The sequence below is a fragment of the Tepidiphilus sp. J10 genome, assembly GCF_006980785.1.
Taxonomy (GTDB): Bacteria; Pseudomonadota; Gammaproteobacteria; order Burkholderiales; family Rhodocyclaceae; genus Tepidiphilus; species Tepidiphilus olei.
On the sequence record NZ_SBHP01000004.1, the window covers coordinates 95,208 to 107,635 of the forward strand.

At 65.2% G+C, this 12,428-nt stretch carries 15 protein-coding genes; 8 read left to right on the plus strand and 7 right to left on the minus strand.

Going from position 1 to position 12,428, the window contains the following annotated elements:
- The first annotated feature begins 78 nt into the window (after nucleotides 1-78).
- The gene (locus EPD81_RS07100) at nucleotides 79-954 is read left to right on the plus strand and encodes an EAL and HDOD domain-containing protein (RefSeq protein ID WP_185955385.1); all 876 of its coding nucleotides are present in this window, start codon (nucleotides 79-81) and stop codon (nucleotides 952-954) included.
- A 59-nt stretch (nucleotides 955-1,013) separates the two neighbouring features.
- Here EPD81_RS07100 and EPD81_RS07105 read toward each other — a convergent pair whose 3' ends face one another.
- The 6 genes from EPD81_RS07105 to ilvD all read right to left on the minus strand — a co-directional run bounded on the left by EPD81_RS07105 (nucleotide 1,014) and on the right by ilvD (nucleotide 5,851).
- Nucleotides 1,014-1,322 (minus strand): c-type cytochrome, encoded by a 309-nt coding sequence (locus tag EPD81_RS07105; protein ID WP_142804765.1) that lies wholly within the window; start codon nucleotides 1,320-1,322, stop codon nucleotides 1,014-1,016.
- A gap of 305 nt (nucleotides 1,323-1,627) precedes the next feature.
- Nucleotides 1,628-2,434, minus strand: a complete 807-nt coding sequence (gene queF / locus EPD81_RS07110; protein ID WP_142804766.1) for an NADPH-dependent 7-cyano-7-deazaguanine reductase QueF — start codon at nucleotides 2,432-2,434, stop codon at nucleotides 1,628-1,630.
- 6 nt (nucleotides 2,435-2,440) lie between these two features.
- Nucleotides 2,441-3,253, minus strand: a complete 813-nt coding sequence (locus EPD81_RS07115) for a sulfite exporter TauE/SafE family protein (protein WP_185955386.1) — start codon at nucleotides 3,251-3,253, stop codon at nucleotides 2,441-2,443.
- A 239-nt stretch (nucleotides 3,254-3,492) separates the two neighbouring features.
- Nucleotides 3,493-3,795, minus strand: coding sequence for a cell division protein ZapA (locus tag EPD81_RS07120; protein ID WP_142804768.1), 303 nt, complete (start codon nucleotides 3,793-3,795; stop codon nucleotides 3,493-3,495).
- Nucleotides 3,788-3,997 carry a hypothetical protein gene (locus tag EPD81_RS07125; protein WP_142804769.1) on the minus strand — a complete coding sequence of 70 codons (210 nt, stop codon included), beginning with the start codon at nucleotides 3,995-3,997 and terminating at the stop codon, nucleotides 3,788-3,790. Before EPD81_RS07125 ends, EPD81_RS07120 begins: the two co-directional genes overlap by 8 nt.
- A 3-nt stretch (nucleotides 3,998-4,000) precedes the next feature.
- Entirely contained in the window at nucleotides 4,001-5,851 is a 1,851-nt protein-coding gene (gene ilvD / locus EPD81_RS07130; protein ID WP_142804770.1) for a dihydroxy-acid dehydratase, read from the minus strand.
- Nucleotides 5,852-5,951: 100 nt separating this feature from the next.
- Between ilvD and lgt the strand changes: the two genes are divergently transcribed.
- The gene (gene lgt, locus EPD81_RS07135) at nucleotides 5,952-6,767 is read left to right on the plus strand and encodes a prolipoprotein diacylglyceryl transferase (protein ID WP_142804771.1); all 816 of its coding nucleotides are present in this window, start codon (nucleotides 5,952-5,954) and stop codon (nucleotides 6,765-6,767) included.
- A gap of 4 nt (nucleotides 6,768-6,771) precedes the next feature.
- A complete protein-coding gene (locus EPD81_RS07140; RefSeq protein ID WP_142804772.1) occupies nucleotides 6,772-8,118 on the plus strand; it encodes a malonyl-CoA decarboxylase in 1,347 nt (448 codons plus the stop codon).
- 15 nt (nucleotides 8,119-8,133) lie between these two features.
- On the opposite strand, the gene EPD81_RS07145 is transcribed toward EPD81_RS07140, so the two are convergent.
- Nucleotides 8,134-8,841 carry a fumarylacetoacetate hydrolase family protein gene (locus EPD81_RS07145; RefSeq protein WP_142804773.1) on the minus strand — a complete coding sequence of 236 codons (708 nt, stop codon included), beginning with the start codon at nucleotides 8,839-8,841 and terminating at the stop codon, nucleotides 8,134-8,136.
- A gap of 100 nt (nucleotides 8,842-8,941) precedes the next feature.
- Between EPD81_RS07145 and EPD81_RS07150 the strand changes: the two genes are divergently transcribed.
- From EPD81_RS07150 to EPD81_RS10740, 5 genes are all read left to right on the plus strand, one after another.
- The gene (locus EPD81_RS07150) at nucleotides 8,942-9,367 is read left to right on the plus strand and encodes a Fur family transcriptional regulator (protein ID WP_185955387.1); all 426 of its coding nucleotides are present in this window, start codon (nucleotides 8,942-8,944) and stop codon (nucleotides 9,365-9,367) included.
- Nucleotides 9,368-9,464: 97 nt separating this feature from the next.
- Nucleotides 9,465-10,238 (plus strand): metal ABC transporter ATP-binding protein, encoded by a 774-nt coding sequence (locus EPD81_RS07155; protein WP_142804775.1) that lies wholly within the window; start codon nucleotides 9,465-9,467, stop codon nucleotides 10,236-10,238.
- Entirely contained in the window at nucleotides 10,235-11,107 is an 873-nt protein-coding gene (locus EPD81_RS07160; protein ID WP_142804776.1) for a metal ABC transporter permease, read from the plus strand. Before EPD81_RS07155 ends, EPD81_RS07160 begins: the two co-directional genes overlap by 4 nt.
- Before the next feature lie 19 nt (nucleotides 11,108-11,126).
- Nucleotides 11,127-12,116 carry a metal ABC transporter solute-binding protein, Zn/Mn family gene (locus tag EPD81_RS07165; protein ID WP_142804777.1) on the plus strand — a complete coding sequence of 330 codons (990 nt, stop codon included), beginning with the start codon at nucleotides 11,127-11,129 and terminating at the stop codon, nucleotides 12,114-12,116.
- A 124-nt stretch (nucleotides 12,117-12,240) separates the two neighbouring features.
- A partial coding sequence (locus tag EPD81_RS10740) for a hypothetical protein (RefSeq protein ID WP_221929261.1) occupies nucleotides 12,241-12,428 on the plus strand: 188 nt, incomplete at its 3' end.

Sequence of the window (12,428 nt, forward strand, 5' to 3'; positions counted from 1 at the left end):
CTGACATGGGATTGGCCGGAGGGGACTTTCCTGGAAATCCCCTCGCCTGCCCTCTCCCACCCCAAAGTTCAAGCCCTTTTGCCCCTGGCCGCAGAAAAAAAATTACCTCTTTGCCTCGGCTGGTACGATGGCACGAGCCCCGTGCCACCCCTTGGGAACTGGCGCTTTACACTCGTGGATCTGCGCCTCAGCCCCGTACCGGGCAAGGCGCCCGGCATCGCCCTCGCGTGGGGGCTGACCGACCCTGCCCGCTTCGAAGAAACCATCGCGAAAGGGTTTTCCGGCGTCTGCGGCTGGTTCTTCCTGCGCAGACCGGATCTCACCACAGAAAAACGGGGAGTATCCCCATCCTACGGCATCGTCCTCCAACTCATCCAAAAGCTGAAAGAAGACGCCGACATAGGCGAGATCGAAGATTTACTGAAACACGACGTTGCACTCAGCTATCGACTGCTGCGCTACATCAATTCCGCAGGAATGGGTCTGCTGTGTGAGATCACCTCGTTCCGCCATGCCGTGCAGATTCTCGGCTACGGTAACCTGCTACGATGGCTCACGCTCTTGTTGCTCCACGCTTCACCACACCCCTCACAACAGACTCTCGTGCAGACTTCGATCGCCCGAGGGCGCCTCATGGAAGAGATCGGAAAAGCCTTTCTGGCAGAGGAATACTCCGACCAGCTCTTTCTCTGTGGCGCCTGTTCCCTCCTGGACGTCCTTCTCGGCATACCAATGGAAAAGCTCTTGGGCGAGATCGCGCTGAGCGAGTCGATCTGCGAGACCCTCCTAACAGGGCGAGGGGAGCTAGCCCCTTTCCTGGAGCTCGCCAAAGCGTGTGAAAGTGCCGACCCTGCCTCGTTACGCCATCACGCAGAAAAATTGAGTTTGAGCACCGACACCTTGAATCGGGCACATATCATCGCACTGGAATACGCGGATCGACTCAACGGGTGAGTGTGCTGACCGCCTGAAAAGCCGCGGCCTCTCTTTCGATGGGCCGCGGCTGACTCGACTCACTTCAAGGTCAGGATCCAACGGACGATCTTTTCGATGTCCGCATCGGCCACTTGTGGATTGGGCGGCATCGGCACGGGACCCCACACGCCCACACCGCCCTTCTTCACTTTTTCAACGAGTTTGGGCACGTCGGCTTCGGTGTATTTCTGAGCCACGTCTTTGTACGACGGGCCGACCAGTTTCTTGTCGACGGCATGGCATGCAGCGCAGCCCTTGGTTTTCATCAGCGTTTCGCCTTCCGTGGCAGCGAGCGCCGGCCCAGCCAAGAACAGCGCCGCAGCGCCGACCCAAAGTGCCTTGTACATCGTTTCTCTCCTTTGTATCACCGAAAATGGAGCGAAGCGCCCAGCGAGGTGCGCTGCTAGGGCCTTCGTCACTCGAACCGCGGCACAGCCCGCGGCGCGAGGCGCTATGTTAACCCAAACTGAACCTTCGAACATCCATCACCTTAGCCCGAAACACGATGAACGCAAGCGTTTTTTACCGAAGGAAACACAATAGCGTAGGCTGCCGCCCCCGCTGCGAGCGGGCGCAAAGCACGGCACACCGAGCGCCGGAGAGCGCCCCCTACAGCTTCGCTTCGCGGCCAATCGTTCGTTCAATCCATCGATCATTGCCGGATCTCTTCGGGCACCGTGGATGGCAGCAAACCGACGCGCGAGGCGCGCACCGGCGAAATGTCCAATCCCCCGCGACGGGTGTAACAGGCGAACACCAGCAGCTCCTGCATCCCCAGGCGCCACAGGTCGCGGTAGATGCGCTCGACGCACTGCTCGTGGAATTCCTGCTGTTCGCGAAAGGAAACGACGTAGCGCAGGAATGAAGCCGGATCGATCACTGGCCCCAGGGCGTGTACGACGACACAGCCCCAATCGGGTTGCCCGGTCACGGGACAGTTCGACTTCAGCAAATGGCTCACGAGCCGCTGCTCGCTCGGTGTGTTTTCGACGACGCGCAACAGCGTGGGATCATAGCGGTAGGTCTCGATTTCCACCGGCAGATCGTCGACGCAATACCCCTCGGGATAGCCCGGCGCGCGCCGCGGCCGGGTCGACAGCGGTACGATCGCCACCTCCACCGACGCCCCGGCTGCCTGCGACAGATCGGCCCGGATCGTGGCCGCGACCGCCTCGACCTCGGCGAAACGCGTGCCACCCAAGCCATTGAGGTAGAGCTTCAGGGACTTGGATTCGATGAGACAGGGCGAATCGCAAGGCACGCGCAAGCGCCCCAGCGCCGCTACCGGCTTGCCGCGCCCGTCGAGCCAGGAGAGCTCATAGGCATGCCACTCGTCGAAACCGACGAAAGGGGGCGGGTCGAGGTCGCGGCGAGTCTGCGCACGCGCGATCGGCGTGAGCACGCCGGGGTCGTAGGACGCAGGAACCGCCACTTGGCGGCCGAGCCACAATTCGTTCATGGGCGATCATCCAAAGAGAGCATGCAGCATCTTCGCGAGCAGCGCGAGCAACACCAAGGCGAAGATGCGCTTGAGCGTGCGCACCGGCAGACGATGGGCGAGCGTCGCCCCCAGCGGGGCGGTGAAATAGCTCACGGCGCTCACCCCGATCACCGCCGGCAGATAAACGTAGCCCAGCGAATAGGATGGCAAGCCCGGATGCCCCCAACCCATGACGAGGTAAGCGACCGTACCCGCGAGCGCAATCGGCAGCCCCAGAGCGGCGGACGTACCGATGGCGCGATGCGCCGGCACGTTACACCAGGTGAGGAAGGGGACGGTGAGCGAACCGCCGCCGATCGCCACCAGCGCCGACACCGCCCCGATCACGGCGCCGGCCGTCGCCAGCCCCCAGGGGCCGGGCAACTGCCGCGAGGGCTTGGGCTTGATGTCGAGCAACATCTGCACGCAGACGTAGGCGATGAAACAGGCGAAGAAGATCGCCAAAGGCCGCGAAGGCAAAGCAGCAGCGATGAACGAGGCGAGGAAAATGCCGACGAGCACGCCCGGCCCCATGGCCACCACCACCCCCCACTCCACCGCCCCGCGCGCATGGTGCGCCCGGGAGCTGCTCACCGAAGTGAGCACGATACTCGCCATGGACGTTCCGAGCGCCAGATGCACCACGTTTTCAGCGGGAAACCCTTGAACGGTATAGAGTGAAGTGAGGATTGGCACCATGATCGCCCCGCCGCCCACGCCGAGCAAACCGGCGAAGAGGCCGACCACGACACCGAGCAGCGGATAGGCCAGCCACCATGCATCCATCGCTTGCCCCATGAAAAAACCCGGACTGAGCCGGGTTTGAAGAAGGAGATCCCCCGCGAGCGCCGATCGGGCCGATGCTCCTGAACCCGAGGTTCAGGTTGGTCGCTTTCCTTCCGCCTCAGGCACACCCGCAAAGGGCGCGCACACTGGCGGTTTCTCTGGGCCGCGACCCATCGTCACGATATTGGTTCTAGGATCGTACGACCCTCCCGAACGCCGCAGGGGAAACCTGAGGGCGACGGCTCCATCTTCTACAAGGGGCGATCGTATTGACTCAGCACCCCATCGAGCCGCGCGCCGATGAGCTCAATTCTACGCTTGAATCGCGTGATGTCAAACCCTCCCTGCTGCTGCAACTTGACCAGGTCGAGCGCCACTTCCAGCGCCGTCCATAGCACCAGCTTCTCGCCGCTCAGACCCGAGCGTTTCGCCAGAGCGGTGATGCGCTCGTCGAGCAAAGCCGCGGCCTGGGCGAGTGAGTCCGCCTCGCCCGCTTCACACTCCAGGCGATAGGTGCGCCCCATGAGGGTCACATCGACGTGCGTTTCAGACATCGCTCACCTCCTCCGGTTCGAGCAGAGTCACGGCACGCTCGATGCCGCGAATCGCCTGTGCGAGCTTGCCCTCGAGGATGCGCTTGTCGGCCTCGAGCTGCGCCACCTGGCGCTGCAGCCGCTGGTTGTGTGCGCTCAGACGCTCCACGAGCTGCGCGAGCCGCTCGGCCTGGCGTTCGAGATGCGCTAGTTCCGTCTCCATCGCTTACCTCCGCAGTTGCCCGAGATCGCGCACCGCCCCGGTATCGGCGCTAGTGGTGAGCGCCGCGTAGGCCTGCAGCGCTACCGAGACCTGGCGTTGGCGCGACGCCGGACGCCAGGCCGCCTCTCCTCTGGCCTCCATCGCCGCCCGCCGGCGCGCGAGCTCTTCCTCCGAGACCGCCAGATGGATGCGCCGCTGCGGAATGTCGATCTCGATCGTGTCGCCCTCTTCGATGAGCGCGATCGTGCCACCGCAGGCGGCTTCCGGCGAGACGTGCCCGATGGAGAGGCCCGAGGTTCCACCGGAGAAACGCCCGTCGGTGAGGAGCGCACAGGATTTCCCCAAGCCTTTGGACTTCAGATAACTCGTGGGATAGAGCATCTCCTGCATCCCCGGCCCCCCTTTGGGCCCTTCATAGCGCACCACCACCACGTCGCCGGGCTGGATCCGGTCACCGAGGATGGCCGCGACGGTTTCCTCTTGACTCTCGAAAACACGGGCGCGCCCGCGGAAGACCCAGATCGACTCGTCCACGCCCGCCGTCTTGACGATGCAGCCCTTGGGCGCGAGATTGCCGTAGAGCACGGCCAGCCCGCCGTCCTGGGAAAAGGCGTTGGCCTGGTCGCGAATCACCCCGGCGGTGCGATCCATGTCGAGCGAGGGATAACGCCGCTCTTGCGAAAAGGGACGCTGCGTCGGCACGCCACCGGGTGCGGCGCGATAGAACTCGAAAACGTCGAGCACCGAAGTCTGCATGACGTCCCAGTGCGCCAGCGCCGCCTTGAGTGTGTGGCTATACACCGTCGGCACCTCGTCGTGCAGCAATCCGGCACGCTGCAGCTCACCCAGAATACCCATCACGCCGCCGGCGCGATGCACGTCCTCGACATGGACCGTGCTCACTGCCGGGGCCACCTTGCACAGACAGGGCACCTGGCGCGAGATGCGGTCGATGTCGGCCATGGTGAAGGGCACTCCGGCCTCGTGCGCCGCGGCGAGCAGGTGCAGCACGGTATTGGTCGACCCGCCCATGGCGACGTCGAGCGACATGGCGTTCTCGAACGCGGCCAGGGTGGCGATGCGCCGCGGCAAGACGGATTCGTCACCTTGCTCGTAATAGCGCTTGGCGAGTTCGACGATGAGCCGCCCGGCGCGGCGGAAAAGCCCTTCGCGGTCGCGGTGCGTGGCCACGAGCGTGCCGTTGCCCGGCAGCGCCAGCCCCAAGGCCTCCGTGAGGCAGTTCATCGAGTTGGCGGTAAACATCCCGGAGCAGGAACCGCAGGTGGGGCAGGCCGAACGCTCGACGAGCGCGACTTCCTCGTCGCTCGCGTTGGGGTCGGCCGCTTTCACCATGGCGTCGACCAGATCGAGCGAGAGGTCCTGATCCTGCCATCGCACCTTGCCGGCTTCCATCGGACCACCGGAGACGAAGACGACCGGGATATTGAGCCGCAAGGCAGCCATGAGCATGCCCGGGGTGATCTTGTCGCAGTTGGAGATGCATACCAGCGCATCGGCGCAATGCGCATTGACCATGTATTCGACCGAGTCGGCGATGAGCTCGCGCGAGGGCAGGGAATAGAGCATGCCCTGGTGCCCCATGGCGATGCCGTCGTCGATGGCGATGGTGTGAAACTCTCTGGCCACGCCTCCCGCCTTTTCGATCTCCTCGGCCACGAGGCGGCCGAGATCGCGCAGGTGCACGTGCCCGGGCACGAAGTCGGTGAAACTGTTGGCGATCGCGATGATCGGCTTGCCGAAATCCTCTTCCTTCATACCGGTGGCGCGCCACAGGGCGCGGGCACCGGCCATGTTACGACCGTGGGTGCTGGTGCGGGATCGATACTGCGGCATGGACTGTATCCTCGAACGTCGGCTGCGATGCCCGTTATTCTAGTCCCGAACCGGCCTTGGGCTACAATGAACTCTCGGTCCATACAGTGGTCTGGGATCCATGCTCGTGCATCCGCAGTTCGACCCCGTCGCCTTCTCGCTCGGCCCCTTGTCGGTACGCTGGTACGGCCTCATGTACCTCGCCGGCTTTCTCGCCTTCCTGTGGCTCGCGCCACGCCATGCACAGCGCATGGGCGATGTGCGATGGACGCGGGAGCGTCTCGACGCGCTGCTCTTCTACGGCGTACTCGGCGTAGTGCTCGGGGGGCGGCTGGGCGAAGTGCTCTTCTACCAGCCGCAATACTATTTCGCCCATCCGCTCGAAATCTTCGCCATCTGGCGTGGCGGCATGAGTTTCCACGGGGGGCTCGTCGGCGCCATCGTCGCCATGTTGCTCTTTGCACGACGTGAGGGTATGGGGTTTTGGCAGGTAGCCGACTTCGTCGCCCCGCTCGTGCCGCCCGGCCTGGGATTCGGGCGGCTGGGCAATTTCATCAACGGCGAGCTCTGGGGCCGTCCGGCCCCCGAGTCCCTGCCCTGGGCGATGATCTATCCCCAAGTCGATACCCTGCCGCGCCATCCATCGCAGCTCTATGAGGCGCTCGGCGAAGGTCTGTTGCTCTTCGTGCTGCTGTGGTGGTATGCCGGTCGCCCACGCCCCAAGGGGCGGGTCTCCGCGGTCTTCCTCATGGGCTACGGTGCCATCCGCTTCGTCTGTGAGTGTTTCCGTACGCCCGACCCGGGCATCCTCTCCTGGCTCACCCCGGCGCTGAGCACGGCGCAGTGGCTCTCACTGGCGATGCTATTGGCTGGCGCCGTTCTGTACCTGTACGCACGCCAACGACCCGATTCTTCCTTCTCTTCGACGCAAGGATGAACGAATGAGCAACGACCTTCTGAGCAAAGGCTTGTCCCTGGTGCGCGCTTGGTTCGAACCGCCGCCCGAGAAAGTGCTCGAGCGCATCCGCGACGAGCTGCGCGAATGTGCCGATCTCATCGGTGGCGAGGTGAGCGCACGCCAGCGTGCCGCCAAGCTCGCCAAGACGTATACCGAGCTCGATGAAAACGGCCGGCGGGCATTCCTGCGCATCCTGCTCACCGAATTCGGCCCCGAACCCGAGCGCATCGACGATGCCTATGAAACCTACCGCAGCGCGCGCGGCAGCGATGCGCAATGGCAAGCGGAAGCGGCGCTGCGCGAGAGCCTGCGCAGCCCCCGCAGCCGCATCCTCACCCAATTCTCCGCCTCCGACGCGGGCGTGCATTTCCTCGTCGACCTGCGCGCCGAGCTACTCGACTTTCTGCGCGACGATCCCCTGCTCGCCCCGCTCGATTTGGAACTGCAGGGGTTGCTCGCCTCGTGGTTCGACGTGGCGCTCCTCGAGCTGCAGCGCATCACCTGGCACAGCCCGGCCGACGTGCTCGAGCGCCTGGTGCAATACGAAGCGGTGCACGAGATCAAATCCTGGGAAGATCTGAAGAACCGGCTCGATTCCGACCGGCGCTGCTACGCGTTTTTCCATCCGCGCATGCCTTCGGTGCCCCTCATCTTCGTCGAGGTCGCGCTGACCGAAGGGTTGGCGGGCGACGTGCAGCAGCTGCTCGACGTCTCGGCGCCCCTCTTTGCCTCCGAGCGTGCCGACACGGCCATTTTCTACTCCATCAGCAATACGCAGAAAGGGCTGCGCGGCATTTCCTTCGGTCACTTCCTGCTCAAGCGGGTGATCGACGACCTGCGCCGCGATTTCCCTAAACTCGAGTGCTTTGCCACGCTCTCCCCCATGCCTGGGCTGGTACGCTGGTACCGGGCACACCCGGAAGCGCTCGCGCAAGCCTTCACCGCTTCCGACTGGCGCCGGCTACGCGCCGCCGGCGCCCCCGAGGGAACGGAGCTCCTGCAGCAGCTCCTCGAAACGCCGGAAATCGCCGGCACCGAGGCGTGGCGCGAGGCGCTTGCCGCGCCCCTCTTGCGCGCCGCGGCGCGCTATCTGCTCGCTACGGAGAACGATCGCGCCCTCGACCCCGTGGCGCGCTTCCACCTGGGCAACGGCGCGCGCATCGAGCGGCTCAACTGGCCCGCCGACACCTCGCCCAAAGGCTGGCGCCAATCCTGGGCGATCATGGTTAATTATCGCTACGAACCCGACAAGCTGCAGGATCGCATCGACGCCTACGAGCGCGACGGCATCATCGAAGCGACCTCCGCGGTACGACGCCTCGCGCGTTGAGACGGGATCGCCGGACTACGCATCCTCGCCCACTAGAAAGGCGAGCTCGCCCACACCCTCCACCCAGGCGCGGACGCGCTCGCCCGGTCGCACGGGGCCGACGCCGGCGGGCGTTCCCGTGAGGATCAAGTCGCCGGGGGCAAGTTGCCAGTAGCGCGAGATCTCGGCGATGACCGCAGGTACGTCGTAGATCATCTGTGCGAGATCGCCGCGCTGACGTGGCGTCCCATCGATCTCCAGGCCGATCTCGCCACGGCGCAGCACTTGCCCCGCTTTCGGCAGGATCGTGGAAATCGGCAGCGAGGCGTCGAACCCCTTGGCCACGTCCCAAGGCCGACCTTTGGCCTTCGCCTCCGCCTGCAGGTCACGCCGCGTCATGTCGAGCCCCACGGCATAGCCGTAGATCGCCTCTTCGGCCTCCTCGAAGGAGAGTTCCCGGCCTCCGGCGCGCAGCGCCACCACCAGTTCGACCTCGTGGTGCACCTCGTGGGTGGCCGGCGGATAGGGCCAGCACGCGTCGGCATCGCCGGGGTGCCAGACGGCATCGGCCGGTTTCATGAAGAAGAACGGCGACTCGCGACTCGGATCACCCCCCATCTCGCGCGCGTGTTCGGCGTAATTGCGCCCCACGCAGAAGATGCGGCGCACGGGGAAGAGCCCCCCGCAGCCCACTGGAACCACCGGCCGGGAAGGAATGGGGATCACAAATTCTTCAGGGGACATGCTCGACTCCTCGTCTTGAACTTTCAGCGCGATTCTACGCTGCCTTGACGCCGGTTAAAAATGCAATAAAATGGCAAAAAGGACCCAAACGAAACCCGCCATGACCGATCCAGATCTTTCCCGGCGCATCCGCGATGCCGGCGGCCGCGTGACCACGGCGCGCCTGGCCGTATTGCGCTGTCTGGCGGACGCCGACGAGCCGCTCACGCCCGATGAGGTATTGGAGCACCTCGCCCGGAATTCCGATCACGTCCCCGATCGGGTCACCATCTATCGCGCAATCGACTGGCTCGCCGTCCACGGTCTGGTACGGCGGCTGGCGACGGTAGGGCGCGCCGCCCGCTACGAGCCGGTCGAGGATCGGGAAGCGCATGCCCATTTCCAGTGCCGCCGCTGCGCTCAGACGCGCTGCCTGCCCGCACCCACACCGCCGCTGCCGCCACTGCCACCGGGGTATGCGGCCGAACGCATCGAGCTGGTGATCCACGGCCTGTGCGCCGCCTGCCGCGCCGGAGATACCCCATGAGCGTACGATCCTTGTGGACGCTGGGCATCGTCGGTCGCCTCGGCCTGGCGACGCTGCCCCTGGGGCTCATCTGGCTACTCTACTTCTGGGGCACCCGATGAACACCCCGGGCATCGTCCTGCACGATCTCACCGCCGGCTACGGCCGCCATCCGGCCATCCATCATCTGCACGCAACGATCCCCTGCGGAGCGCTACTCGCCGTGGCCGGACCCAATGGTGCCGGCAAATCGACGCTACTCAAGGTGCTCGCCGGCGAGCTCAAGCCCATGACCGGTCGCGTCGGCATGCCGCCCGAGTACCGGCAGCGACTCGCCTACCTCACGCAGCAGCCGACTTGGTCCCTGGATTTCCCCGTCGACGTCCACGACGCGGTGGCCATGGGCTGCTGGCCTTGGCTCGGTCCTTGGCGCGCCCTCGATGAAGCGGCACACCGTCGGGTGACGGAAGCCATCACAGCGGTCAAATTGCAAGGATTCGAGCATCGGCCGCTCCAATCGCTCTCCGGGGGCCAATTGCAGCGGGTGCGCTTTGCCCAGATCATCGTGCAGGATGCCCGGCTCATCCTGCTCGACGAGCCGTTCAACGCACTCGATGAGTCCACCGAAGAAGAATTCCTCGCCCTCATCCGTCGCTGGCACAACGAAGGGCGCACCGTGATCGCCGTGCTGCACGATCTCGAACGGGTACGACGCCACTTCCCTCTGACCCTGCTGCTCGCGCGCGAGCTCGTCGCCTTCGGCCCCACCGAAGCGGTGCTGAGCGCCGAGCACCTCGAACGCGCCCGACACCATGCGGAAGCCTTCGACGAGCATGCCGCCCCTTGTCCCCTGCCCGCGGACGAGGAAAAAGACGAGGTGGTCCACCAATGACCTTGCCCCAGCTCCTCACCCCCTTTGCCGACTATGATTTCATGCGCCGGGCGCTCGCCGGCGCCCTGATGCTCACGCTGGGCGCCACTCCCGTGGGCGTCTTCCTCATGCTGCGCCGCATGAGCCTCATGGCCGATGCCATGAGCCACGCGGTTCTTCCGGGCGTAGCCGCCGCCTACTTTTTCTCCGGCCTATCCCTGGGCGCGATGACGCTCGGCGGCCTGGCCGCAGGCGTGCTCGTGGCGATCGCCACGGGCTGGGCGGCACGCCACTCGGTACTCTTCGAAGACACCGCCATGGGGACGTTCCAGATCCTGTCGCTCACCGCCGGCATCCTGCTCATGACGGCGCACGGCCGCCCTGTGGACGTGCTGCAGCTGCTCTTCGGCTCCATCCTCGCCATCGACCGCGACACGCTCACACTCATCGCCCTGGTGGCCTCCGCCACGTTGGTGCTACTCGCCCTGGGCTGGCGCATCCTCGTACTCGAATGTTTCGACGCCCCTTTCCTGCGCCGCCACAGCCCGCGCCTGTCGGCGCTGGCGCACTACGGATTCCTCGTCCTGGTGGTACTCAACCTCGTGGCTGCCTTCCATGCCATCGGCACCCTGCTGGCGATCAGCGTGCTGATCCTGCCTGCTGCCACCGCCCGCCTGTGGGTCAACGGCCTGGGGAAAGCGCTCGTGCTCGCCGCCGGCTGCGGCGCCCTGGGCAGTTACCTCGGGCTCGTCGCGTCGTTTCGCTGGGACCTCCCCGCCGGTCCGGCCATCGCACTCGCACTCGCGCTTCCCTATCTCGTCTCGCTCTTGCTCGCCCCGCACGGTTTCCTGCGCCGGCGCCATCCGCGCAAACGCCACCTCGAAAACTGAACCGATCGGAGTTCCCCTCATGTTTACTACCACCCGACGCCGCATCCTTCTTGCACTTGCCGCCGCGCCGCTGCTCGGGCTGCACGCCCCCAAAGTCCAGGCGAGTTCCCCTCTGCCCGTCGTCGCCACTTTTTCCATCGCTGCCGACTGGATACGCCAAGTGGGCGGCGATCGCGTGCAGGTCACCTCCCTGATCGGCCCGGACGCCGATGCGCACGGCTACCAACCCAAACCCTCGGACACCCGCGCCATCAAGGAAGCCGCCCTCGTCGTCGGCATCGATTTGGGGTTCGACGACTGGGTCGAGCGGCTCGCCCGTAGCGCGGGCAAGAAAAACGACTTGCTACTGCTCGGCAAAATCTTGCTCGCCGAAAAGGCCCTCCTGTCCGCCGTCGCCTTACACGACGGTCACGACCACCACGACCGTCATGATGCGCACGACCATAAAGGCGATCACCCCGCGCATGGGGAGTTCGACCCCCATTTCTGGCAGGACCCACGCCTCGTGGCCCAGGCGATGCCGCCGCTGGCCGAAGCGCTCGCCCAGCGCGATCCCGCGCACGCCGACCACTACCGGCAACGCGCCACCGAGTATGCGCATAGCCTCGAATCCCTGTGGCGTCAATGGAGCGAACGCTTTGCCGCCCTTCCCCCCGACGCACGCCGCGCCTACACCAATCACGACGCCTTCCGTTACCTCGCCCGGGCCTACGGCCTCGAACTCATAGGCATCCAGGGCGTCGTACCGCACGGCGAGCTCAGCGCCAAGGCACTTGCCGCGCTCGCCGATCGCGCACGACGCGAGGGCATTCGCGTCGCCTTCCTAGAGAACGTCGCCGATCCCCGCCTCGTCGAGCAACTACGCCGCGAATCGGGACTCACCGTGGGCGGACGTCTCTATTCGGATGCCCTCAACGGGCCCAGCGGCCCCGCCCCCACCTACATCGACCTGGTCGAAGTCAACGCCCGTACACTCCATGAGGCGCTCGCGGCGTCGTCAGCCCGCTGAACGACGCCGGGAGCGCGGATCGCCCATTTCTGCGCTATCCTATGGAAAACGTCGACCGGGAGAGGAAGCGGCGTCATGGTCGCGCGCCCTTTCCTCGATCCGGCTTTCCTCTCATCGAGATGCCATGAACCGTCGCTTTGGCCGTATTCTCCTGTCGCTGGGCCTGTCCACGGTCTGTGCCTGCGCGCTCGCCCAATCGCCCCACCCCCCCGCGGACACTGCCCCCCCCATCGTGTCATCCGCCGAAGGATTGGACGGCGAAACCCTCTATTGGACGCTCATCGGCGAGATCGCACTGAGGCAACAAGACTT

Bases quoted from the DNA above. Each gene is read 5' to 3' on its own strand.
- EPD81_RS07105 (WP_142804765.1), bottom strand. From the start codon at position 1,322: ATGTACAAGGCACTTTGGGTCGGCGCTGCGGCGCTGTTCTTGGCTGGG.
- queF (WP_142804766.1), bottom strand. From the start codon at position 2,434: ATGAACGAATTGTGGCTCGGCCGCCAAGTGGCGGTTCCTGCGTCCTAC.
- EPD81_RS07115 (WP_185955386.1), bottom strand. From the start codon at position 3,253: ATGGGGCAAGCGATGGATGCATGGTGGCTGGCCTATCCGCTGCTCGGT.
- EPD81_RS07120 (WP_142804768.1), bottom strand. From the start codon at position 3,795: ATGTCTGAAACGCACGTCGATGTGACCCTCATGGGGCGCACCTATCGC.
- EPD81_RS07125 (WP_142804769.1), bottom strand. From the start codon at position 3,997: ATGGAGACGGAACTAGCGCATCTCGAACGCCAGGCCGAGCGGCTCGCG.
- ilvD (WP_142804770.1), bottom strand. From the start codon at position 5,851: ATGCCGCAGTATCGATCCCGCACCAGCACCCACGGTCGTAACATGGCC.
- lgt (WP_142804771.1), top strand. From the start codon at position 5,952: ATGCTCGTGCATCCGCAGTTCGACCCCGTCGCCTTCTCGCTCGGCCCC.
- EPD81_RS07140 (WP_142804772.1), top strand. From the start codon at position 6,772: ATGAGCAACGACCTTCTGAGCAAAGGCTTGTCCCTGGTGCGCGCTTGG.
- EPD81_RS07145 (WP_142804773.1), bottom strand. From the start codon at position 8,841: ATGTCCCCTGAAGAATTTGTGATCCCCATTCCTTCCCGGCCGGTGGTT.
- EPD81_RS07150 (WP_185955387.1), top strand. From the start codon at position 8,942: ATGACCGATCCAGATCTTTCCCGGCGCATCCGCGATGCCGGCGGCCGC.
- EPD81_RS07155 (WP_142804775.1), top strand. From the start codon at position 9,465: ATGAACACCCCGGGCATCGTCCTGCACGATCTCACCGCCGGCTACGGC.
- EPD81_RS07160 (WP_142804776.1), top strand. From the start codon at position 10,235: ATGACCTTGCCCCAGCTCCTCACCCCCTTTGCCGACTATGATTTCATG.
- EPD81_RS07165 (WP_142804777.1), top strand. From the start codon at position 11,127: ATGTTTACTACCACCCGACGCCGCATCCTTCTTGCACTTGCCGCCGCG.